At 54.3% G+C, this 22766-nt stretch carries 22 protein-coding genes; 10 read left to right on the top strand and 12 right to left on the bottom strand.

Annotated features, from left to right (window positions below; all coding sequences use genetic code 11):
- Positions 1-206: 206 nt before the first annotated feature.
- Positions 207-833, top strand: coding sequence for an RNA polymerase sigma factor (locus tag AC6IZD_RS07895; protein ID WP_497787145.1), 627 nt, complete (start codon positions 207-209; stop codon positions 831-833).
- Entirely contained in the window at positions 830-1111 is a 282-nt protein-coding gene (locus AC6IZD_RS07890; RefSeq protein WP_497787144.1) for an anti-sigma factor family protein, read from the top strand. The genes AC6IZD_RS07895 and AC6IZD_RS07890 overlap by 4 nt, the downstream gene beginning before the upstream one ends.
- A 65-nt stretch (positions 1112-1176) precedes the next feature.
- Here AC6IZD_RS07890 and AC6IZD_RS07885 read toward each other — a convergent pair whose 3' ends face one another.
- Complete coding sequence (locus tag AC6IZD_RS07885) at positions 1177-2994, bottom strand: CCA tRNA nucleotidyltransferase (protein ID WP_497787143.1); 1818 nt, start codon at positions 2992-2994, stop codon at positions 1177-1179.
- Between the two features lie 336 nt (positions 2995-3330).
- On the opposite strand from AC6IZD_RS07885, the gene AC6IZD_RS07880 reads away from it, so the two are divergent.
- The 4 genes from AC6IZD_RS07880 (at position 3331) to AC6IZD_RS07865 (ending at position 6151) form a co-directional block, all read left to right on the top strand.
- Positions 3331-3819: a DUF6982 domain-containing protein gene (locus AC6IZD_RS07880; protein WP_497787142.1), complete on the top strand. Its 489-nt coding sequence runs from the start codon at positions 3331-3333 to the stop codon at positions 3817-3819.
- A 55-nt stretch (positions 3820-3874) separates the two neighbouring features.
- Positions 3875-4882, top strand: coding sequence for a UDP-3-O-(3-hydroxymyristoyl)glucosamine N-acyltransferase (gene lpxD / locus AC6IZD_RS07875; RefSeq protein WP_497787141.1), 1008 nt, complete (start codon positions 3875-3877; stop codon positions 4880-4882).
- A 64-nt stretch (positions 4883-4946) separates the two neighbouring features.
- Complete coding sequence (locus tag AC6IZD_RS07870; RefSeq protein ID WP_497787140.1) at positions 4947-5744, top strand: response regulator; 798 nt, start codon at positions 4947-4949, stop codon at positions 5742-5744.
- Between the two features lie 41 nt (positions 5745-5785).
- Positions 5786-6151, top strand: a complete 366-nt coding sequence (locus tag AC6IZD_RS07865; RefSeq protein ID WP_497787139.1) for a hypothetical protein — start codon at positions 5786-5788, stop codon at positions 6149-6151.
- On the opposite strand, the gene AC6IZD_RS07860 is transcribed toward AC6IZD_RS07865, so the two are convergent.
- From AC6IZD_RS07860 to pdxS, 10 genes are all read right to left on the bottom strand, one after another.
- A complete protein-coding gene (locus AC6IZD_RS07860) occupies positions 6126-6857 on the bottom strand; it encodes a lysophospholipid acyltransferase family protein (RefSeq protein ID WP_497787138.1) in 732 nt (243 codons plus the stop codon). The two genes, AC6IZD_RS07865 and AC6IZD_RS07860, sit on opposite strands and share 26 nt — an antisense overlap.
- Entirely contained in the window at positions 6854-8722 is a 1869-nt protein-coding gene (locus tag AC6IZD_RS07855; RefSeq protein WP_497787137.1) for a M61 family metallopeptidase, read from the bottom strand. Before AC6IZD_RS07855 ends, AC6IZD_RS07860 begins: the two co-directional genes overlap by 4 nt.
- Positions 8719-10134 carry a UDP-N-acetylmuramate:L-alanyl-gamma-D-glutamyl-meso-diaminopimelate ligase gene (mpl, locus tag AC6IZD_RS07850; protein WP_497787136.1) on the bottom strand — a complete coding sequence of 472 codons (1416 nt, stop codon included), beginning with the start codon at positions 10132-10134 and terminating at the stop codon, positions 8719-8721. Before mpl ends, AC6IZD_RS07855 begins: the two co-directional genes overlap by 4 nt.
- A gap of 18 nt (positions 10135-10152) precedes the next feature.
- Complete coding sequence (locus AC6IZD_RS07845) at positions 10153-11115, bottom strand: S66 peptidase family protein (protein ID WP_497787135.1); 963 nt, start codon at positions 11113-11115, stop codon at positions 10153-10155.
- Positions 11116-11138: 23 nt separating this feature from the next.
- A complete protein-coding gene (gene dapF / locus AC6IZD_RS07840; RefSeq protein ID WP_497787134.1) occupies positions 11139-11939 on the bottom strand; it encodes a diaminopimelate epimerase in 801 nt (266 codons plus the stop codon).
- 3 nt (positions 11940-11942) lie between these two features.
- Positions 11943-12650 carry an MgtC/SapB family protein gene (locus AC6IZD_RS07835; RefSeq protein WP_497787133.1) on the bottom strand — a complete coding sequence of 236 codons (708 nt, stop codon included), beginning with the start codon at positions 12648-12650 and terminating at the stop codon, positions 11943-11945.
- An 88-nt stretch (positions 12651-12738) separates the two neighbouring features.
- Positions 12739-15099 carry a polyribonucleotide nucleotidyltransferase gene (gene pnp / locus AC6IZD_RS07830; RefSeq protein ID WP_497787132.1) on the bottom strand — a complete coding sequence of 787 codons (2361 nt, stop codon included), beginning with the start codon at positions 15097-15099 and terminating at the stop codon, positions 12739-12741.
- A gap of 250 nt (positions 15100-15349) precedes the next feature.
- Positions 15350-15616 carry a 30S ribosomal protein S15 gene (gene rpsO, locus AC6IZD_RS07825; protein WP_497787131.1) on the bottom strand — a complete coding sequence of 89 codons (267 nt, stop codon included), beginning with the start codon at positions 15614-15616 and terminating at the stop codon, positions 15350-15352.
- A 142-nt stretch (positions 15617-15758) separates the two neighbouring features.
- Positions 15759-16349, bottom strand: coding sequence for a pyridoxal 5'-phosphate synthase glutaminase subunit PdxT (gene pdxT / locus AC6IZD_RS07820; RefSeq protein WP_497787130.1), 591 nt, complete (start codon positions 16347-16349; stop codon positions 15759-15761).
- A gap of 93 nt (positions 16350-16442) precedes the next feature.
- The gene (gene pdxS / locus AC6IZD_RS07815; protein WP_497787129.1) at positions 16443-17372 is read right to left on the bottom strand and encodes a pyridoxal 5'-phosphate synthase lyase subunit PdxS; all 930 of its coding nucleotides are present in this window, start codon (positions 17370-17372) and stop codon (positions 16443-16445) included.
- A gap of 318 nt (positions 17373-17690) precedes the next feature.
- Between pdxS and AC6IZD_RS07810 the strand changes: the two genes are divergently transcribed.
- The 4 genes from AC6IZD_RS07810 to AC6IZD_RS07795 all read left to right on the top strand — a co-directional run bounded on the left by AC6IZD_RS07810 (position 17691) and on the right by AC6IZD_RS07795 (position 21556).
- Complete coding sequence (locus AC6IZD_RS07810; protein WP_497787128.1) at positions 17691-18488, top strand: succinate dehydrogenase/fumarate reductase transmembrane subunit; 798 nt, start codon at positions 17691-17693, stop codon at positions 18486-18488.
- 21 nt (positions 18489-18509) lie between these two features.
- Positions 18510-20294 (top strand): succinate dehydrogenase flavoprotein subunit, encoded by a 1785-nt coding sequence (gene sdhA, locus AC6IZD_RS07805; protein WP_497787127.1) that lies wholly within the window; start codon positions 18510-18512, stop codon positions 20292-20294.
- Between the two features lie 53 nt (positions 20295-20347).
- Positions 20348-21097, top strand: a complete 750-nt coding sequence (sdhB, locus tag AC6IZD_RS07800) for a succinate dehydrogenase iron-sulfur subunit (protein ID WP_497787126.1) — start codon at positions 20348-20350, stop codon at positions 21095-21097.
- A 258-nt stretch (positions 21098-21355) separates the two neighbouring features.
- Entirely contained in the window at positions 21356-21556 is a 201-nt protein-coding gene (locus AC6IZD_RS07795; protein ID WP_497777928.1) for a cold-shock protein, read from the top strand.
- A gap of 48 nt (positions 21557-21604) precedes the next feature.
- Here AC6IZD_RS07795 and AC6IZD_RS07790 read toward each other — a convergent pair whose 3' ends face one another.
- Complete coding sequence (locus AC6IZD_RS07790; protein WP_497787125.1) at positions 21605-22576, bottom strand: NmrA/HSCARG family protein; 972 nt, start codon at positions 22574-22576, stop codon at positions 21605-21607.
- Positions 22577-22766 lie beyond the last annotated feature (190 nt).

The raw sequence follows: 22766 nt of genomic DNA, 5'->3' as shown, positions 1-22766 counted from the left end.
AAGTATTTGATCAGCTCTGCTGGGATTATGGTGGCGCACCTGCGCTCTGTCAACGCAAACGCCCGCAATTGAGCAAAGGAATGGATGTTTCCGAGGCATAAGCCCTATGTTTTAGGCTTGCTTCTCAGCCTTTGTCTTCTGCTTCGCCAGCTTATACAATGGGCTGCGCAATAATCATTTGACGGAATTTCTGAATCGACGGACGAATGGAAGCCATCGAAAACAAAGTAGGAGAACCACCGAGCGAAGAAACCACCCTTGTTGAAGCGGCTCGCTCCGGCGACATCGGTGCTTTTGAATCGCTCGTGAGGCGGTACGACCGAAACGTCTTCCGCATCGCTCAGCACATCACTCAGAATCGTGAGGATGCTGAGGATGTGGTTCAGGACGCGTTCCTGAAGGCGTATCAGAACCTTGGCCAGTTCCAGGGGCAATCGAAGTTCTATACCTGGTTGGTCAGGATCGCCGTCAACGAAGCCCTCATGCGGCTCAGGCGCAGGCGTCCGGAGCGCATGGTTTCGATCGACGAGGATGTAAAAACGGAAGAAGACTCCATGCCGCGCGAAATCGCGGATTGGTCTCCGAATCCGGAGCAGCAGTACACGCAGGCAGAACTGAAGGACATCTTAGGCAAAACGATTCAAGGCTTGCCACCAAGTTTCCGGACCGTGTTCGTCCTGCGCGACGTAGAAGGGCTCTCAACCGAGGAGACCGCATCAGCTCTCGACTTGAGTGTCCCGGCTGTAAAGTCGAGATTGCTTCGCGCGCGTTTGCAATTGCGAGAGCGTCTCAACAAGTACTTCAAACGACGCGATGGAGACACCCGACCGTGAAATGCTCTGAGTTTCTTAGAGAGCTGACTGACTATCTCGACAACACCATGGATAACCAAACCAAGGCGGAGCTCGAGGAACATTTACAGTGGTGTCACAACTGTTACGTCGTTTGCAACACCACCAAGAGCACCATCGAGATCTACAGGGACTCTAAGCTGTACGAACTTCCAGACGAACTTCGTACCCGTCTTCACTCAGCCATTATGACGAAGTGCAAATGCCATCAGTCCGATGCGGAAACCGCGGGGACAACTTCGGAAGACAAATCCAAGTAGCGTATTCCCTTTCAGAATGAGAAAAGCCCCTCCGCTGAGGGGCTTTTCTCATTCTGAAAGAACGGCTAGCGCCGCTTTGCTTTCTTTGCAGCGGTTTTGGCTACCTTTCCCGCAGCTCTTGCTTTTGTTTTAACTGCGCTCCGTTTGGAAGCGACTTTAGTTGCGGGTTTGGTCGACTTAATCACAGGCTTTGCCTTCGTGTGTTTAACCACAGACTTTACTGCCTTCTTGCTGACAGGAGCGCTCTTTGTTTTTGCCACCTTCTTGGCTGGATGCTTAACTACCGCCTTCGCACTGTTCATACTCTTCTTGTGCGGTGCAGGCGCTGCCTTCTTCAATGATGGCTTAGCTTGGACGTCCTTAGCTGTTTTCTTTTCCTCGATAACCACTTTCTTCGGAGTCGAATGCTTGCTTCCGCCGGTGGCTGCGGCTGCGACTGCAACCTTCTTCTCTGGAGCAGGCTTCTCTTGTGGTGGCTCCGCTGGCTGTGCCTGGACCTCTGCCACGACGACCGCCGGTTGCTGTACTGGGGCCTTTGCGGCGACGGCTGCAGCAGCCTTCTTTGCGGCAGCACGTCCTCTACGTACAGGTGTCGGAGGCGGTGGTGGTGGCGGCGGTTCATAAGGAGCCAGGAATTTCATGATCTCGGGCTCGCTCCGAAGCTTGCCATCCAGAATCAGGAGGAACGCCTCTTGGCAGATCTGCTGATATTCGGGCAATTGCGGAGTAATCCGCAAAGACGCCATCTCTGAAACAGGAATCTTCTCTTGCAGTTGACGCCATTTTCCGAAGAAGTTCTTGATCTTCTCGTCAACGGTCTTGTTACGTCCGGTCACGTCCAGATACAGCAGAGCCTCTGGTTTCGCCTCAGATAGGATCTTCCATGCGCCAGAGTTCAGCGCAGCTTCCTTTGACAGCAATTTCTTCGAAAGCTCTTTAGCATCGCTGTCGAGCTGATTCCAGGATTCGACGAACTCGCGATGTGGAATCAGTTTCTGGATGGCCGCGACTTCATCGTGAGACATCTTTTGCGTCAGGAAATGCATAACGGCAGGAGACGCATCCACGCTAATATTGAAGTCCGTCATTGTCGAACGCGTTTTGAGTAGCTTGGCCAATTCCGGATCATCGGCCTTGGCTGCCGTCCACTTTGGGCATAGAACGTGTAGCCAGCCCTCGCGCTCAAGTGCATACATTACAGCGACCGGGTTCTCTTCATGCGCAATCTGCTCGATTTCGTAGCCGATAGCGTGTGGGCGAATGTATTGGATGTACTCGCCTTCCTTCGCTGATTCGTAACGGGCCTGTGTCCGCTCTTCCAGTTCCCACCCGAAGCGGGTAGCAAAGCGCGTGGCGCGGATCAATCGCGAGGGATCCTCCAGAAAAGCGTAGCTATGAAGGATTCGAATCAGGCGCGCTTCGATGTCGGCAGCGCCATTGAACGGATCGAGCAGCAGCCCCTTTGATCCGTCGTTCAAGGATAGCGCCATGGCGTTGAAAGTAAAATCGCGGCGCTTCAGGTCCTCGTTGATCGTGGCGGGGGTGACCGCAGGTGGGTTGCCGGGCTTGTGGAACACCTCCGCACGAGCCATGCCGATCTCGATGGGTATCCCGTCCAATACCGCGTGAAGAACGCAGAAGGTCTGGTCAACCATATCGACGATCGCACCAGCTTGTTGCAGATCGTTTTTAAACTCTAGTGGGTTTCCCTGAACCGTCAGATCCAAGTCGCGGATCGTAAACCCGGTGAGAATGTCGCGGATCGCCCCTCCGGTCAGGTACAGGTTCATTCCGTGCGACCGGGCTATCTGCTGAACCGAATTGACCGTCCGAAGCTGGTCGGGGGTCAGCCGGCTTTCCATAGTGTAAATGTAATCGGCCATGGTGTTTAAGGCTCTGCAATCAATCGCTTAGATGTGTAAAGATAGAATTAACTTCAAGCACATCAGCAACTGTTGAGGCTCAACAACTCCTGCATTAACTCATTTACAGCTAGCTACTTACAGCGAAGTGCAACATTCCCGCTACAAACTCCAGACGATATCACAAGCGAGATATACTTGGCTACTCTGAAACCCTCGCGCGGCGGTTGATCTTTCTATTAACGCCCGGACTAAGGTATTAACGGTAACTTATGAATCACCAGCCACCAATTTTGTTTTCTCCAGAACGATGGGAGTGCGACAATCAGTGGGCGTTCGATTACGCGAACAGTTACCATGGCATCGACTCACAAGAAAGTGATCGTCCGGAAAGTGGATCGGGACAGCGTACAGGGGTACGTTGCTGCTGAGGACTTCTTCGCGGGTGAGAAAGTCGAGCTGTTGAATACTGCCGGAAACGTTGTCCTGATCGATTTGAAGGACATCAAAGGCGTGTACTTTGTCCGGGACTTTGCAGACTCAAACTCACTGCAGAGGAAGACGTTCACAACCCGACCTCGCGTCGAGGGGCTTTGGATTCGCCTTCGGTTCCGCGATTCTGAATCCTTGGAAGGCCTGATGCCCAACGATTTGACCCAGATCCGGGCGGAAGGCTACTTTCTGAACCCGCCAGACACTCGCGGCAATGTCCAACGCATTTTCGTGCCTCGCTCTGCGCTGTCGGAACTCACGGTGCTTGCGGTGATCGGTTCTGCTGCAAGAAGACGCCGTCAACCCGACGCAGATCAGGTGCCGCTGTTATTCAGCGAAACTCCATCCGAATAGCCCTTTTCGTTTCTGCTGACTTCCAGACCGCTACTCCTGTAGGCTAAGGCTCAAGATGAAACTCTCAGATATTGCCCAGCGTCTGGGCGCAACCCTACAGAATGCATCGCCCGACCTCGAGATCACCGGAGTTGCTGGCATTGAAGAAGCCGGCCCCCAACAGATCACCTTTATCTCGAACCCGAAGTACACTCCGATGGCCAGCACGACCAAAGCAGCCGCCATCCTGGTGCCTCCCGACTTCCCTGCCACGGGCCATCCGGTGCTGCGGATTGAGAATCCTTACCTGGCCTTTGCACGGGCGTTAGAGTTTTTCTACCAACCACCCACATACGAATCGGGAGTCCATCCCACAGCCGTCATCGACCCCACCGCCAAGATTGGCACTGGGGCTCACATTGGACCTTACGTCGTGATTGACCGCGATGTAGTGATCGGCGACAATGCCGTGCTGCTGGCCCATGTCGTCATTTACCGCGGCGTTAGGATAGGCAGTCGGTTCTTTGCGCATGCGCACTCCCAGGTTCGTGAATACTGTGAACTGGGCGATGATGTCACTTTACAAAATGGAGTGGTGGTCGGAGCAGACGGGTTCGGGTTTGCCCGCGATGGGGCAAAAGGCTGGCATAAGATTGTGCAATCTGGAATTACTCGGCTCGGAGATCGGGTTGAGGTTCAGGCAAACTCCTGTGTGGATCGAGCAAGTATAGGCGTGACCAGCGTTGGAGTGGACACCAAGGTCGATAATCTCGTTCAGATTGGGCACGGCTGCAAAGTTGGCGAACATACGATGCTCTGCTCGCAGGTAGGACTTGGTGGATCGTCCCATGTTGGAAGCAATGTGATTCTTGCCGGACAGGTCGGCGTCGCGGGACATCTCACGATTGGCGATGGTGCGATTGCTACAGCCCAAACGGGGATTCCGAACGATGTGGCGCCGGGAATCATGGTCAGCGGCTACCCCGCGATTGAGAATCGACAGTGGCTGCGCGCAGTTGCTGTGTTCAACAAGCTACCGGAACTTGCGAAAGCTATTCGCAAGCTTAGCCGGGGTAGCGAATAGCAGTTTGTGCGCCACAGTTTAAGTTTGCATCCCATCAACAGGTCGGAAACAGCGGAGACAGAGGATGGACGAGTCGAAGCAGTTCGAGTTGGTAGAAGGTGGGAAGTTCGAAGATCAGAAGCCGATTTGCGTGTTGCTGCTCGATGATCGCGAAGAGAACCTCCTTTTGCGTTCAACCATTCTGCGCCAAAAGGGCTACCAGGTGGTTACCGCTATCTCGATAGAAGAAGCGGAGAGCAAGCTCAACGACATCGACATCGCCGTTCTTGACTATCATCTCGGCGCGGGGAAGTTTGGCACCGAAGTTGCCAATTCCCTGCGCGGCAAGCGCCCAGAGGTGCCAATCATCATCCTGTCCGCTACGCTCGAGCGAAAGTTCGGCGGGATTGCGGACATGCACTTGCTGAAAGGTAACAGTTCCGTCGAGGAACTTGTGCAAGCTCTCCGCAGCTTCGAGGCGAAGCGACGGGGCCGTCCGGTGGTGGTGGACTCACGAGACTTCTATTACTCGCGGATCATTCTAGCGATGGGCGACGACATGGTGATCGAAATCCTGGATCGCAATGGCAACTGGCAATACGTGAATGACTACTTCGCGGCACTTACGCATCAGCGGCGCGGGTGGTATGTCGGGCGCAATATATTCGATCACTACCCCGAGATGCGGGACGAATGGGGCGAAATCATTCGCACCGTAGCCGATACTCGCGAGACTTATATCGATCGCCGCAACAATCGTGCGATGCCACATCTCCCGGCAGAGTCGCAGCACTGGCAATGGAACATTCTAGTGTTCCCTATCAAACTGCACGATGGACGCGATGGGGTGGTGCTCAGCGCGAGGCTCATCGAGCGAAAGTAAAACTGCCTGTCTGAAACACAATTGCGGTTTTCCAGCGTAGAATGTCAGCCATGAAAGCTGCTCGTCTGGTTTTCATCCTGACTTCATTCTTCCTGATATTGACGACAGGATGCAACTACGCCAAGCCGGTGATGTACGTCGATATCTCAAATCACTCGGGACATCCAATGCGAAATCTGGAAGTGAAGCACCCGAGTGGGATTTTCGGGCTTCCAGAGCTTCGCAATGAGCAGACGCATCGGCATATGCTCGTGCTGGGAACGCCTTGCAAGTTTAACGTCGCCTTTGAAGATGAAACGGGGCACAAGTTTTCGACGGCATACGATCTCGGGGCCAAGTGTCCCGCTGAAGTTGCTTTCGAAGTTGGCCTTGGCATGGGCGTCACCGAGAGGCGGGTTCGGCCTTAGTCGAGTCGCGATACTCTTCCGGCAGCCCACTGTGTATAGCTGCGCGAACCGACGCGAGCAATTCATCTTTGCTTGAACACTGGTGCGGGTCGATTGGCTTGTGAACTTTAACCAGAACATTGCCCTTTCGTAGCACCATTTTGCCTTTGGGCCATGCCTCATAGGCGCCAACAATCGTTATTGGCACAACGGGAACACCGGCCTCCATCGCCAAGTGGAAAGCCCCCTTCTTGAATGGCAATAACCGACCATCGCTGGAGCGCGTTCCCTCAGGAAAAACCAGCATCGACATACCCGAATGAAGAATGTGCGCCGCACCGCGAACGCCTTCAACGGCTGATTTCCTGCTTGCACGGTCCACTGAGACAAACTTTGCAGCGCGCATTCCACGTCCAAACAGCGGGATATGGAAGAGCTCTTGCTTAGCAATGATCGAGATTCTCCGATTCAGAGCTCTAGTAATGATCGGTGGATCAAGATTGGACACGTGATTGGACATGAATAGGTACGCTCGGTTGTCCAATTGCTCCAATCCCTCAGTGCGCACGCGGATACCAGCCAATCGATAGCCGGTAGAGGCTGCCCATAATGCGAGGTTCCAGAGCGGATCGATCCGCCCCGTTAGGTACAGAGCCGGGAACCCGATCAGAGCAGCGGGGATGGCCAGTACTGTCCAACACAGCACACAGAAGAACAATCGAATCACTGCGTGGCTCCCACCTCTGCTTCGCCACGCAAGAAGGCTGCCCGACGATTTCGCATTACTTGAGTGAGATTTGGCAGGTCCTCGAACTGGTATTCATCAAGTTTTCGAGTCCCAACGGGCAGCTCTAGTTCCCTCACCTCTCCTGAAGTCGAGCGGACTTTGAGATGAACGGCTTTGTTCGGTTCGCGCTTCTGCAGTACCTGGCTGAAGTCGCCAAGAACTTCCTTCCCATCCGCCTCTAAAATCACATCGCCGACAGCCAGGTGCATACGTGCAGCGGAGGAATTGTCGTCCACGCGCGTGACAGTTGTTGGCCGTCCAAGTCCACGTGAGGTAGAGAATCCTGCATAGGCCTGCTCCGACTGCCGATGAACGAGATTCAGTCCGATATAAGCAAATTCCTGCTGGTAAGGAAGCTCATCTGTGCCAGAAATGAATCGGGCAAAGAAGTCCTTGAAATCGCTTCCGGTCAAGACCTCCAGTGCGAGCCGGACACCTTCGGAATCATCGAAGTAGGTGCCCTGTTTTGCATATCGCTCATTCATGTACTGGAATAGGTCGCGCAAACAACGCCTGCCATTGGTCAGCCTGCGCATCTCAAGATCGATTAGGAAGCCTAGAACTTCGCCCTTGGAATAGTAGGAGATGCTGCGATCTGGACGATGATAGCTGGGATAGACATCAAACCAAGTATCAAGGCTCGACTCCTCGACTGATTGGGAAAGCCGTGCGCTGCGAGCCTGCAGGCCACCGATTACCGCAGCTAAATGCGCGAGAGAACGCTTCTCATCCTGCAAGCCTGCCCGGAACTGCAAAATGTCCGCAACGGTACTGGTAAGGCCTTCACTGAACCAAAGAGCCCGCGTGTATTGTTCGTGAGTGTAATCAATCGGTTCGAGTGATTGTGGCCTGATACGTTTCACGTTCCATAGGTGAAAGAACTCGTGGGCCGAAACTCCAGCCGCCGTGGTCACGTCCTGGGTGATGCGTTCGCCCGCTACGTCAATTGCGGCCGAATACGCGTGCTCCATGCCGCCGCTCCCCGATCCATGCGCGACTTGGTATAGAAACGTGTACTGCTCATAAGGACGATCGTGCATCCAGTCCACGCCCGCAGCGGTGATTCTCCGCAACATGGCTTGCAGCGCAGCCATGTCCACCTTCGGCGAATCGACTACCACGTCATACTTCGCGCCATCCTGCTGGAATGTGCTCTCGTACAATTTGCCGACCATTAATGGCGAATCTACCAGACGGTCATATTCTGCTGCTGTGGCCGATTCAGAGGCGAGTTCGTCTGCGCCGCGTGAGCCGATCACGCCTCCGTCATGCAGTTTCCATCCATTCGGAACATCCAGCAATCGAATCGAAACTGGTGCATTGCGGTCTTCGGGACGATAGACCAGCACCTGTGCCCAGTTGAACAATCCATGCTGCGAATCCAGAGCCGCGCCAAATGCTCCATCATCATTTGTCAGAACATCGTAGCTGAACGTGACACACGGATACTCGCCCGTGGTGATCAATTTCCACGTGGTCTTATCCAGTTTGTCGGCCTTTGCGTCCCTTGTGTCACAGCGGTCGCACATCCACTCTGGCACGCCCTCATAAGCCTTTACATGGTTCACGTTCACTGCGAAGTCTCGTACCTGATATAGCGCGTTCCAGACAGGCAGTTGGAACTCGTGGGCGGGTTGATGCGCTACTGCGTCGACGTGAACAATGTGCTCTGGCGCGCGCTTGAGCGACACGCCATAAGCCACGCCTTCAGCCGGACACCAATAAGGGGGATTCTGGGCTGGCAAAGAAGCGACCAGCAACATCAGAACAGCTATCAGCAATGCAGGGCGTACTTGTCCTCTCACTTTGACTGCACCTGTAGCGCTGCTGGCAACTTCTCGTAGATTCCGCCAAAGCCGCCATTGGATAGGATGGCGACGACATCTCCGGACTTCAACTCTGGCGCAACCTCTCGAACGATACTGTCCACGTCCGGCAATTGCCGAGCAGCAACTCCACGCTTGGCAAGATCCGCAACCACTGTGTTCACGTTAAGCCGCTCGTCGGGTTTGAGCACATCTGTGGTTTTGAAGAACACGCTTGCGACTACGACTTGGTCAGCCAAGGTAAGGCTGTCAACCAGTTCATGCTGGAAAACATTGCGCCGTAGCGTGTTCGAACGCGGCTCGAGAACAGCCCATAGTCTTCGGCCTGCATAACGCTCCCGCAATGCTTTCAGCGTTGAGGCAATAGCGGTCGGATGGTGAGCAAAGTCATCAATGACGGTAATCCCATCGATCTCGGCACGAACTTCCAAGCGTCGCTTCACGCTCCTGAACTCACGCAGGGCGCCAGCAATTGTCTCGGCGGGAATTCCGTATGAATGTGCCAATGCGGTCGCGGCAGTCGCATTCAGCACGTTGTATTCGCCCGCTAGCACAAACTCAAAATCCGCAAAGTGCTCGCCGCCTCGATCTACGTGCCAGCAAGTTTTGGTCGGCTCATACCGCACACCACTGATTCGCCAGTACGAGTCAGCGCCAAATCCGTAGCGTTCCACTGGACAAAAGGCGCGCTCAACGCACTCTGAAACATTCTGGCTACCATCCCAGGCGATAACTTTTCCTCGCCTCGGCACCAAGTTCACCAATCTCTTGAACGCAAACTTCACCGCATCTAGATCGCGATAAATGTCGGCGTGATCGAACTCTACCGAGGTCAGAATGACTGAGTCGGGAAAATAGTGCAGGAATTTCGGCCCCTTATCGAAGAACGCTGTGTCGTACTCGTCTCCCTCGATGATGAATTCTTTCCCATCCGTCACCGCAAAGCTCGAACCGAAATTCTCTGCTATTCCTCCAACGAGAAATGATGGATTACGGCCTGCATATTCGAAAATCCACGCCGTCATGCTCGTCGTTGTAGTCTTTCCATGCGTTCCCGCGATCACCAGAGAATTGTGCTCGCGGATGAATTCTTGATGGATCAACTCGGGCATGGAGACAAACGGGAGCCTGTGATCCAGCACGTATTCAAGTTCCGGATTACCTCGCGAGATTGCATTGCCGACAACGATGACGTCTGGAGGAGGATTCAGATTCTTCTCGGAAAATGGCTGCATCACAGGAATCCCGAGCGATTCGAGAAAAGTGGACATTGGTGGATAGGCCGCCGCATCTGATCCGCGCACATCCAACCCGCGATCCTTTAGCATGCCTGCGAGTGAGGCCATTGCGGTGCCGCAAATCCCAATCAGGTGAATACTACGAGCTTTCATGAACAGGAATAATCCTTATCAGTTTGAAACTGTGGCTTCCGCCGACGATGACGCTTCCACCAGCAAGCGTACGCCGAGGTCTGAAGTCTCGAGCGATGCTGGGACGCCAAACGGGATCGTTAAATTCCCGGCCTCCACATGTCCTGACGAAATCCCAAACGCTACGGGAACTCCGAGACTGCCAACGATCCGCTGTATCACTGCGCGTACCGATTCATCTTCCGCACAGGGAATTGAGCAGTTCAGCATCTTGCCGAAAATGAACCCGCGCACATCGTGAAACTTCCCCGCGAGGAGAAGCTGCATCAGCATTCGATCTACGCGGAAAGGCTTCTCGCTTACATCCTCGAGAAACAGGATCTTGTCCTTTGTTTCGATCTCCCAAGGTGTTCCTAGCGAGGCCACAACAAGTGACAGGCATCCACCGACGATCTTTCCTTCAGCCTTGCCGTGCGCTATGGAACTTACAGCCGAGCCTGCGGGAAAAGGCAGCTCCATTATTTCGCCGCGGAGTGCCTTGGAAAAAGAATCCACATCTGCACGTCCACACGCGAAGTCACTTGCCACCATCGGTCCGTGGAAACAAACGATGCCCATTCGATCCAGTGCCAGGAGCAAGGACGTGTTATCGCTATAGCCGGCGAACGGCTTTGGATTCCTTTTCAGGCATTCGAAGTCGAGGAGTGGCAAAAGATAATTCGAGCCATAGCCCCCACGAGAGCACACGATGGCGTCAATGTCTTCACGAAGCCACATGTCCATCAGTGCTGCTGCTCGAATTCCGGGAGCCCCGGCGAAGTCTCCATCGTGTTCAAGCGCGAGAGGAGAGACTTCAACTGCACAGTCGAGGGCCGCACCGAGTGCAGCGGCACCATTCATCAACGCTTCGCGATCCACGCAACTCGCGGCACTGACAATCCCGATCTTTCTTAGTATCCGACGCGCGGCAAAACGCTCGCCAGATTGAGGCTCCGATTCCATCTCCATGATGTTAAACGAAAACGTTAGAGGAAGTATTCTCCCCTGCAGACAAGCACTGCCGCCCCCTCCAGCATGAGCGAACCTCCTGGCACCCATCGGACTTTCTGTGTTCCGCCCACTGCCACGACGGTGAGATACTCTGCCGCACCATGCATGGCGATCGCAGCCGAAGCGGACGCAGACGTTCCAGTACCCGAAGACTGTGTTTCCCCGGCTCCGCGCTCATAGATGCGGATTGCGATCTCCTCGGCGGACTTGATCTGTACCCACTCAACGTTGATTCCTTGCGGAAAGAGGTCGCTTCGGGATTGGATTCTTTGGGAGTCCTCTTGCCAATTTGCGGGAAACTCATTTACAAAGATCACAAAGTGTGGATTTCCCATCGAGACCGGGACGCCCGCATAACGCACGTTTCCTAGATCGACTTCGAAACCCTTATCCACTACAGGAGATCCCATGTCGGTCAGAAAGTCATATCGGTTTCCGCTCTGGTTGGTAAGCTGGCATCGCTTTGATCCGGCATCAGTCGCGATAAGGAGGTCTTTCGCACCGCCATTCGCAACCAAGTGGGCTGCCACGCATCGGGTACCGTTGCCCGAAAGCTCTGCGTAAGATCCATCAGCATTGATCAGGTGAATGCGCGCATCATGTCCCAATTCAGCGCTGAGCCACTCAACTCCATCAGCGCCAACGCCATTGTGGCGATCACAAAGTGCGCGCGTCAGAACAGATGGATCGTCGCCCTGAAATCCCTCATGCACGATCAGGAAGTCGTTTCCATAAGCGCTTGCCTTAACGAATGGAATCCGGGACCCGTTTTGCAATGTCTACTCCTGTTCACTCGAACTGAATGAAATGATTTTGTGTTTCTCAAACTGATCGCGCAGCTGTTTCTGCAGTCGATGATGGGTCTGCGGATTAGCTTCCAACGTGAACTCAACCTTTGCCGTTGCGTGCCCCTTTGACATTCTCAGGTCCACGAGACGGCGGCCCTTCTCTCCTGCCCCCTCGTCGAGCAATTCAAACAGCTCGTCATTTTCTGTCGCTTCCGCCTCGTATGCAGTCGGATAGGGTCGTACGAACACCCGTTTTTCCAGAATGCCGAGGATCAGCAGTCCAAAGATGACGAGCAGCGTTGCCATCGCGGCAGGAAACATCAATCCGGCACCGGCACACATGCCAATGGCAGCCACCACAAAGATGGTTGCAGCGGTTGTAACCCCCTGCACACCCGCTCGATGATGCAAGATTGAACCTGCCCCGATAAATCCGATTCCTGCGATGATCTGGGCGGCAATTCGTGTTTTATCCTGCCCGCTTCCAGCTAAGAGAGACGAGAGCATAGTGAACATCGCGGAACCGAAGCACATAAACATGTTCGTGCGCAATCCCGCAGGACGATGCTTTACCTCTCGCTCGAGACCGATAGCGCCACCCAAAGCCGCGGCAACAGAGAGCCGAAGCAAAACCATCCCCACCGTGCTGGCCGGTGTGGCTTCGAGAGTTCTCTCCAAAAGTGGAATCGAATCGTACATTCATGCCTCGCAGCAAGAAGTCCGCAGGATTGTACACCGTAAAAAGGCCACGGCAATAAAACCGTGGCCTTTGAACACACTATTCGAACTACTGACGAGGAGTACGTGGGCCGCGCGGACGACGACGGCGGCGACGTGCATCGCCCGCTGGCGGTCTTCCACTGGCGGTTACTGCTTGGGCTGGGGCTTCATTCGGAGTATCTTCCCGATTGAAGTTATCATCTTCCTCTTCTCCCTCATCAAAACCACCCTCGAAGGTTGCTGCTGAGCCCTCAAGCGAACGTTCCGGAACGGGCGTAGACGTAGGTGCAACTGCGGCGTCGGGTGCGGCAGCTCCGCCACCCTGCGCCTCCAACTTTGCACGCTGCTCTTTCAGAACGGCCTTGCGAGATAGCTTGATGCGATTACCTTCGACAGCCAAGACCTTAACAAGTACCTGGTCGCCCTCTTTCAGTTCGTCTTTGACGTCCTTGATCCGATGCTCGGCCACTTCACTGATGTGTAGCAACCCATCGGTTCCCGGAATGATCTCGACAAACGCGCCGAACTCCGCCAGTCTCGTGACTGTGCCCAGATACGTGCGACCGACTTCCGGAACGGCCGTGATGTCATTGATCATCTGCAATGCCTTTTCGGCCGCCACAGCGTCGCTGGAAGCAACACGAACCTGTCCGCTGTCTTCTACGTCGATCTTTACTCCGGTCGCCTCTACGATGCCACGAATAACCTTTCCGCCTGGTCCAATCAAGTCGCGAATCTTGTCCGTGGGAATCTGCAGGGTGTAGAACCGGGGAGCGTGAGTGCTGACGGTTTCACGACCTTGGGCAATCGATTCGGCCATCTTGTCCAGAATGAACAGGCGGCCTCGTTTCGCTTGCTGCAGGGCTTCACGCATGATCTGCGGGGTGATACCCATGATCTTGATATCCATCTGCAGGGCGGTAATACCCTCGCGCGTGCCGGCGACCTTAAAGTCCATGTCGCCGTAATGATCTTCAGCGCCAGCGATGTCGGTCAGGACGGCGTAATCGTCACCTTCCTTCACCAAGCCCATCGCAACACCTGCAACTGGAGCCCGTAGCGGCACACCAGCATCCATCAAACTGAGCGAACCTCCGCAAACGGTTGCCATGGACGAGGACCCGTTCGATTCGAGGATGTCACTCACCACGCGCATTGCGTATGGGAAATCATCTTCACTCGGCAGAACGGCATTCAAAGCGCGCTCAGCGAGGGCACCGTGACCAATTTCGCGACGTCCAGCTCCTCGCAAAAAGCCCACTTCACCAACCGAGAAGGGCGGGAAGTTGTAGTGCAGCATGAAGCGCTTCTTAGTTTCGCCTTCGAAACGTTCCAACCTCTGCATGTCATCGCTCGTGCCAAGCGTGGTGGTAACCAGAGCCTGCGTCTCGCCGCGGGTAAAGACTGCCGAGCCGTGGGTGCGCGATAGCACGCCCACTTCGGTCCAGATCGGGCGGATCTGATCGAATGCTCGTCCATCTGGACGGCGGCGGTCTTTTGTGACCTGCTCGCGGAACACCATCTCGCGCAGGAGGTCGAAATACTTGCCGGCCTTCGTCCGCTCTTCGGATTGGTCTTCCGGAATCTCCGCCTTGAGACCATCCTTCAAAGCCTTAATCTTGGCGTAGCTCTCAAGCTTTGGATACTTCTCGGTATTCACCGCGTCAGCCAGTGCCTCGCCAACCTTGTTACGGATTGCGTTCAGGTAATCCTGGTCGATCACCGGAGGCTCAAATGCCCGCTTCGGCTTGCCGACTTTTTGTGCAAACTCGCTAATTGCTGCGCAAATTTTCTTGATCTCAGCATGCGCAAATTCGATCGCATCTACTACACGATCTTCGTCCACTTCGTTGGCCCCGGCTTCAATCATCACGATGCCTTCGGACGTGCCAACGACCATGATATTCAGCTTGCTTTCGCGCTGTTCGTTGTAGGTGGGATTGATCACCAACTGATCGTTGACCAGGCCCACGCGCACGGCACCGACCGGACCGGCAAATGGAATGTCTGAAATCGTTAGCGCGACGGATGCGCCGTTGATAGCCGCAACATCCGGATCGTTCTCCGTATCGGCAGAAAGTACAAAAGCGATGACCTGTGTCTCGCAGCGGAAGCCCTCGGGGAACAATGGACGGATAGGACGGTCGATTTGGCGGCTAGTCAGGATTTCGCGCTCGCTTGGACGTCCTTCGCGCTTGATGAATCCGCCAGGGATGCGGCCGCCAGCATATGTGTATTCGCGGTAGTCCACCGTGAGGGGGAAGAAGTCGATTCCCGCGCGAGGCTCGGTATTAGCGCAGGCCGTCGCGAGAACCACTGTTTCGCCGATCCGGACAACGCACGATCCGTGAGCCTGCTTGGCCCAGTGACCTGTCTCAAATGAAATGGTTTTGTTGCCGGAGAGGGTGATGCTTGTTTCTTGCTTCATTGAATCCTTTCGCCAAGGGGCGCGTCCACGATAGGAGCACTCCACCGCAACAAGCGCGAGCAGTACGCGACAAGTCGCAGTAAGAATGCGAAGAGGAACAGTTCCAGCCGTAACGATTCGCCATCACTCCCAAGCACAATTGGCGACGTCTTTTGCCACAAACTGGGAGTGCGCTGTGCGCGCCCGCGCGGAGAGCGCACAGCGGAATACACGCAAAGACCGGCCATTGAAGCCGGTCTCAGGCGAAAGTTTACTTGCGGATACCCACCTTCTGAATCACAGCCTTGTAGCGCTCGGTATCGTACTTCTTCAGATAATCAAGCAAGCTGCGACGCTTGCTGACCATCATCAGGAGGCCGCGACGCGATGCGTGGTCCTTCTTGTGCGTACGGAAGTGATCGTTCAACTGACCGATGCGCTCGCTGAGAAGGGCAATCTGAACTTCGGGGCTGCCGGTGTCTGTATTGTGGGTCTTGTACTTCTCGATGATGTTGGTTTTCTGCTCTCGTGCTAACACTGGAACTGACGCGCTCCTGCTTCTACTTATTCATTGTTGTAACTACATCAAAATACCATGTTTACCAAGCGAGTGCAAAAAAGCGCAGTATTCAACGCTCCACTAGGCCTTAGAGCCCTCTGGCGGCAATATCTGCTACAACTCACCTGCACTCAAGAACACCTTTCTTGTTCTGCTCAACTAACTTAAGGAACTCCGCATGCACGCGTTGATCGTCACTCAGTTCGGGATGAAAGGTCGCAGCAACGAGCTTCCCCTGCTTAATCAGTACTGGGTACCCATCCCGTTCCGCGAGCACTTCCACTGCTTTTCCAATACTCTCAATTCTAGGTGCGCGGATGTATACCTGCTCAAGCGGTCCGCCTTCAAGTTTGCTGGGGCCTTCCATGATGGTGGAGTCGATCTGCCGCCCATACGCATTACGTCGCACTGTAATGTCGAGTGCACCGATTCCCTTCTGCGGCGGATTCTGAACATCTTTTGCCAGCAGAATGCATCCTGCACAGGTGCCGAAGGCAGGCTTGTTCAAGACAAAGTCCGTCAGCTTCTGAAAGCCCTGCTCACCAAGCAAATTCAGAAACACAGACGATTCGCCTCCCGGGATGATCAACCCATCGATGTCGTCGAGTTGTTCAGGCTTGCGTACCAGAACCGGCTCGGCTCCCAATTCAGCAATACGCCGGCTGTGCGCGTCAAAATCCCCCTGCAGGGCAAGTATTCCTATTTTCAGCATCGTTCGTTTACTCTAGCAGGTCACAAGGCGAAAAGAATAAGCGCAGCCCTGAAGCTGCGCTTATCGAAGGTCTTGTCAGTTCGTGGACTTAACCTACCAGCCTCGAGTCTGAAGCATCTCGGCTTCCGGAATTCCGGCAATTGCTAAGCCTTTCATGGATCCCGTCATCTGTTCGCTAACTTCCGCGAGTACCTTCGGATCCTTGTAATGTGTAGTAGCGATCACAATAGCCTTTGCTCGCGATTCGGCTTCAGCACGTTCCTTGGGATCGTTCAAATCGAGCGGTGTCGCGCCCTGCTTCATGAAAATGCCACTTCCAACGAACACAGCTTCAGCTCCGAGTTGCATAACCAGAGAGGCGTCGGCCGGGGTGGCGATTCCTCCCGCGCTGAAATTCGGTACCGGCAGCTTGCCCGCCTTAGCGACCATCCGAACCAACTCATACGGAGCCTGGTGCGTTTTTGCTGCGAGATAAAGCTCCTGCTCGTCCATCACGGTGAGTTGCTTCATTTCCTTTACGATCTGCCGCATGTGCTTCACCGCGTGCACTACGTCACCCGTACCAGCCTCGCCCTTGGTGCGAATCATTGCAGCGCCTTCGGCAATGCGGCGAAGCGCTTCGCCCAAATTGCGTGCTCCGCAGACGAACGGAGTCTTAAACGCGTGCTTGTCGATATGGTTCTCTTCATCGGCCGGAGTTAACACTTCAGACTCGTCGATGTAGTCAACTCCGAGCTCCTGAAGTATCTGCGCTTCTGCAAAGTGTCCGATTCGCGCTTTAGCCATGACGGGGATATTCACCGTATTCATCACTTCCTTGATGACCTTGGGCGAGGCCATGCGAGCCACTCCGCCCTCGGCTCGAATCATGGCAGGGACACGTTCGAGCGCCATCACCGCGGCGGCTCCGGCTTTCTCGGCGATCTCCGCCTGTTCCGCGCTCATGACGTCCATAATCACGCCACCCTTGAGCATTTCCGCGAGGCCGACCTTCAACCGCAGCCCGTTGCCATTCGTGTCCATGTGTTTCTCCCGCAAATTACGTAGTTTGTCGATCTTGATCCCAGGACTAACAGGGTGCGCTCGCATTGCGTTACGCAGACCCTATACGTCAATAAGCTATTCTATCGCGTTCTGAGAAACCCTGCCCACGTTCTCTGGATCCCAAGTTATAGCGTTTCATAAAGGTATTTGCTTGGACTCACGATAGCGCAACGATGATTCGTGAGCGGAAAACTTTATGCCCCAGAGTGCCCAATCACCTGAGGCGTTGTTGACTCAATTTCAGCACGAAACTATAGTTTCTAGTTCTTGTTGCCTACCGGGGTCTAAGGAGATAATGTGGCTTCTACTGCTCCCAGTACTTCCAGCACTACCTTGCGCCGAGGCGTGCAGCCTTTGAGGGCTGGCGTCGGGCGCTCCTTCCTGTGGCGTCGTCTTCAATCACTAACGGGGATCGTACCTGTTGGACTGTTTCTGCTAGAACACTTCATCTCAAACGCCGAGGCGACCAATGGTGTCGCTGCCTACAACTCACAGGTAAAGTTCCTGACCGGCCTTCCGTTCCGGTTGTGGCTTGAGATCTTCGGAATCTTTGTTCCGCTCGCATTTCACGCCCTATACGGGATTTACATCTGGTGGCGCGGCGAGAACAACGTCATTGACTATCCGTGGACCGGAAACTGGATGTACACGCTTCAGCGCTATTCCGGCATTCTTGTCTTCCTGTATGTGACTTACCACATCTGGTACATGCGCTTTACCGGAGTTCACCTGGTCGATCACTACGATGCTTCGTTCTGGAAGGTGCAGAACGAGCTATCGCATCCATTGTTGCTTGCGGTGTATGTAGTGGGCGTTATTGCCGCGTCCTGGCACTTTGGCTACGGGCTCTTTCTGTTCGCGGCCAAGTGGGGCATAGTGACAGGAAGCCGGGCTCAAAAACGAGCGCAGATGGCAGGAGTGGGAGTTTCGGTGCTGTTGATCGTTATTGGGCTATACACAATCTATGCTTTCGTAGCCAAATTCCCGACTCAGCAGCGTAATCCCGTATGGGATCAGCCAGCCGAAAACACTCAGGAGCAGAGCCTCGTGCTCCCGAAGAACATACTCGTTCATAGCAGCAGAGAGGCAAGTTAGGCGAGGCGGAAGAGAGAATCTATGGCAATAACGACTCCGAGGATCATCATCGTTGGTGGCGGATTAGCGGGTCTTTCCGCCGCAATCAAGGTTGTTGAAGCGGGCGGTCACGTCGACCTATTTTCGCTGGTCCCGGTAAAACGCTCGCACTCCGTCTGTGCTCAGGGTGGTATCAACGCCGCAAAAAATCTTAAGGGTGAGGGCGACTCAACATGGTCGCACTTCGACGACACCGTGTATGGCGGGGACTTCCTTGCCAATCAAGGTCCAGTGAAAGCGATGTGCGAGATGGGCCCGGGGATTATCGATCTGCTGGATCGCATGGGCGTGCCCTTCAACCGCACTCCGGAAGGTCTGCTCGATTTTCGCCGTTTCGGCGGCACCCTCTTCCATCGCACGGCCTTTGCTGGAGCCACCACAGGACAGCAGCTTCTCTATGCTCTCGATGAGCAGGTCCGCCGCGCCGAGTCCGAAGGCAAGGTCAGAAAGTACGAGTATTGGGAATTCCTGTCTGGAGTCATCGACAGTCAGGGCGTATGTAGAGGCATTTGCGCAATGGACTTACGCTCGATGGACGTAGCCACGTTTCCGGCAGACGCCGTGATCATGGCGACGGGTGGCATTGGCGCTATCTTCGGAAAGTCCACCAATTCTGTTGTGTGTACAGGATCGGCGCAAGGAGCTCTCTACCAGCAAGGTGCAGCCTACGCAAACGGAGAGATGATCCAGGTGCACCCCACTTCCATTCCCGGTGAGGACAAGCTTCGCCTTATGTCCGAATCTGCGCGTGGAGAGGGCGGACGCGTATGGGTCCCGAAGAATCCCAATGAGACCCGCGCCGGACAAGACGTCCCAGAAGCCGATCGCTGGTACTTCCTTGAGGACTGGTATCCCAAGTACGGAAACCTCGTTCCTCGCGATGTCGCCACACGCGCTATCCACAAGGTCGTGCACGAGCACCATTTGGGCATCAACGGCCAACCGATGGTTTATCTCGATCTCACGCACATAGACGCCGCTACTCTTGACCGCAAGCTTGGTGGCATTCTCGAAATCTACGAAAAGTTCGTCGGCGATGATCCACGCAAAATTCCGATGAAAATTTTCCCGGGCATGCACTACACGATGGGTGGCCTCTGGGTGGACTTCAATCAGATGACCAACATCCCGGGCCTTTTCGCGGTTGGAGAGTGCGACTATTCGATACACGGCGCCAATCGCCTCGGCGCCAATTCCCTACTGAGCTGTATCTACGCCGGATTTATCGCCGGGCCAAACGCAGTTAAGTACGCCAGTAATGGTGCTGCTTCTGGTGATGGAGTCGCGGCCTTCGAGAACGAGCGCAAACGGCAAGTTGAGGCAAATAACATGCTCCTCAACAATGAAGGAACGGAAAACCCGTTTAAGCTCTGGCGTGAACTTGGCGATGTCATGTCGCGTAATGTTACGGTGACGCGCTACAACGATAAGTTGCAGGCGACTGATGCGAACCTAGTTGAGTTGCTCGAACGCTATCGCAAGGTCAATCTGAGCGACAAGTCGATGTGGTCCAATCAGTCCTTCATGTTTACGCGGCAACTGTACAACATGCTGCAGTTGGCTCGTGTGATCACGCAGGGGGCATTCTTGCGCAATGAGTCTCGAGGTTCGCACTACAAGCCGGACTTTCCTGAGCGTGATGATGCGAATTTCCTGAAGACCACAAAGGCGTTCTTCGCCCCCGATGCTGACGAGCCACGTTTTGAGTGGGAACCCGTCGATGTATCGCTTATTCAACCGCGCCCACGCCGTTACGACACCAAGTAGCAACGAGATCAACGGCTCTCGCGTTGCCGAGAGCCAGAGGGTTTACAAAACTCATGGCGAACAAGAACATACTTTTCAAGATCAAGCGCCAGATGAATTCTACAAGCGAGCCCTATTGGGAAGAGTTCGAAGCAGCCTGGCGACCTGGCTTGAACGTGATTTCGCTCTTCATGGACGTCGCGATCAATCCCGTTACTCGCGACGGTAAAACGACGACTCCAATCAACTACGACTCGAACTGCCTTGAGGAAGTCTGTGGTTCCTGTTCGATGTTGATAAACGGCCGCGCACGCATGGCATGCTCCGCGCTTGTCGATAACCTCGAACAGCCGATTACGATCGAGCCTTTTTCGAAATTCCCCGTGGTGCGCGACTTGGTCGTCGATCGCTCGGTACTGTTTGAGAATCTGAAAGCGGTGAAAGCTTGGGTTCCGATCGATGGCACTTACGCACTCGGCGAAGGTCCGCGCGTCATGCCGCAGGTCCAGGAGCAGGCATACCAGCTCTCTCAATGCATTAGTTGCTGCTGCTGCATGGAGGCGTGCCCGCAATTCAACGAGAATACAAACTTCGTTGGAGCCGCTACCATCGCGCAGGCGCGCCTGTTCAATATGCATCCGACTGGGAAGGTGCTCAAGGATGAGCGCCTCGACGCGCTTATGGGAGACGGCGGCATTCAGGAGTGCGGCTACGCGCAAAACTGTGTCGAAGTCTGTCCAAAGGCGATCCCCTTGACCAAATCAATCAGCGATGTCGGTGGGGACGTTATGAAGAAGGCAATTCTCGACTTCTTCCGACTGTAATTCGAGAGTTACACAAGACCGAACATTCCCGGATGCGCGCGAAAAATAATACGCGCGCATCTTCATTATCTCAGGACAAAACTTTAGACTTGCGTTTCGCTTGGATTCGGATATACTCAAGCCAATCGAAATCTCGGCTAAGTTTGAACGACGCGATTTTGAGCTGGTACCGCCGAACAACCCTTCCGCGTTCCACTCAGTAGCATCCGATCTTCTCAGCAGGTTTCAATCAAATAGAAAAGGTACAAGGTACAAAAAGTGGAACAAGGCACAGTGAAGTGGTTTAACGACGCAAAGGGATTTGGTTTCATCAGCCGCCAGAACGGAGAGGACGTTTTCGTTCACTTCTCGGCTATTCAGTCCAACGGCTTCCGCAGCCTTCAGGAAGGTCAGGCGGTTCAGTTCAACGTTGTCAAGGGACCCAAGGGTTTCCAGGCTGAGAACGTAACCGTTCTGTAAGGGACAATTTCGTGAAAAGCCCGGGTACCTACCCGGGCTTTTTGCTTTTTAAGCGACTGCCCTGCTCTGCGTTGTCTCCAAAGGAATTCGACGTTTGTTGGCCGTGAGCCATCCTTCAAATGTCTGAAGTTTTGGGTTCAGCACCCGTGCCGCTTCGATATTCCTAACGCGACAGTAGTCTTCGTTGAAGTCGCGTTTGAATTGGAACATGTTTCCAAGGTCATCTGCTCCGGGGAAGCCCATGCTCCGGTAAACGTCTGGTGAGACGTCGTTGTAGCGAACTGGAACGCCCAGTACGCGCGTGAACCTTTCTGCCATCTCTTCGCCGGTCAAGTGTTCGCCCGCAATCCCTACGCGCTTTCCGATGAACTCATCTCCACGCTGGAAAATTCCGAACGCACACCTGCCGATATCTTCCGCGGCTATTCCCGGTAGTTTCTTGTTCCCTATCGGCAATGTGATTTCCAGATTGCCTGTTGCCCCAAGTTTCGGCCCCATGCCGAGATTGATGAAGTTGTCCCAATAGAAGGAGGTCAGCAGAAACGTTGTTGGCACACCAGAATCCGTGAAGAAGTGATCTGATTCTCCTTTTGTGTCCAGATGAGGGACTTTGTACTTCCCCATCAGGGTCGGCATTCGATCATCATCGAGCGGTACCCATTTGCGGGTGTCTTCCAGGGTTGACCAGATTACGTGATGCACTCCCGCGCTCTTCGCTGCGCGTGCCAAATTTCCCGCCTGTGAGATTTCTTTCTCCGGAGAAAAGTGTTCCCAGAAGTTTGTGACACAGAACGCACCGTCGACACCGTCAAAGGCGCGCTTCAGACTCTCTTCTTTATCGAGATCGGCAAGTACAACTTCAGCTCCGAGTTCGGCCAACTGGTTCGCTTGTTCTGAGTAAACATTCCTGGTGACGGCACGCACGGCGTAACCTTTATCTCGCGACTTAAGGATTGCGCGAGCTAGGCCTCCGCCCTGTGAGCCTGTGGCCCCAACAACTGCAATCACTTTTTCTGACATCCAAACCTCCAAGTGTGAGAAGACGGAGCTTAAGAGATGCTGGATGCTTCTGAGCGGCTGTCTCATGTGCGCGCTTTAAGGCATCATGGTTTTTGCATTAGGAACACGACCTGCGCGCCTCGCTCTGGCATTGCTCTTCACTGGTTCTGGTCATTTTTGCTACTCTGAACCATGGCGTTCACCCCGAGCA

The organism is Koromonas humicola (genome assembly GCF_059726255.1).
This window is presented reverse-complemented; position numbering and strand designations above follow the sequence as displayed.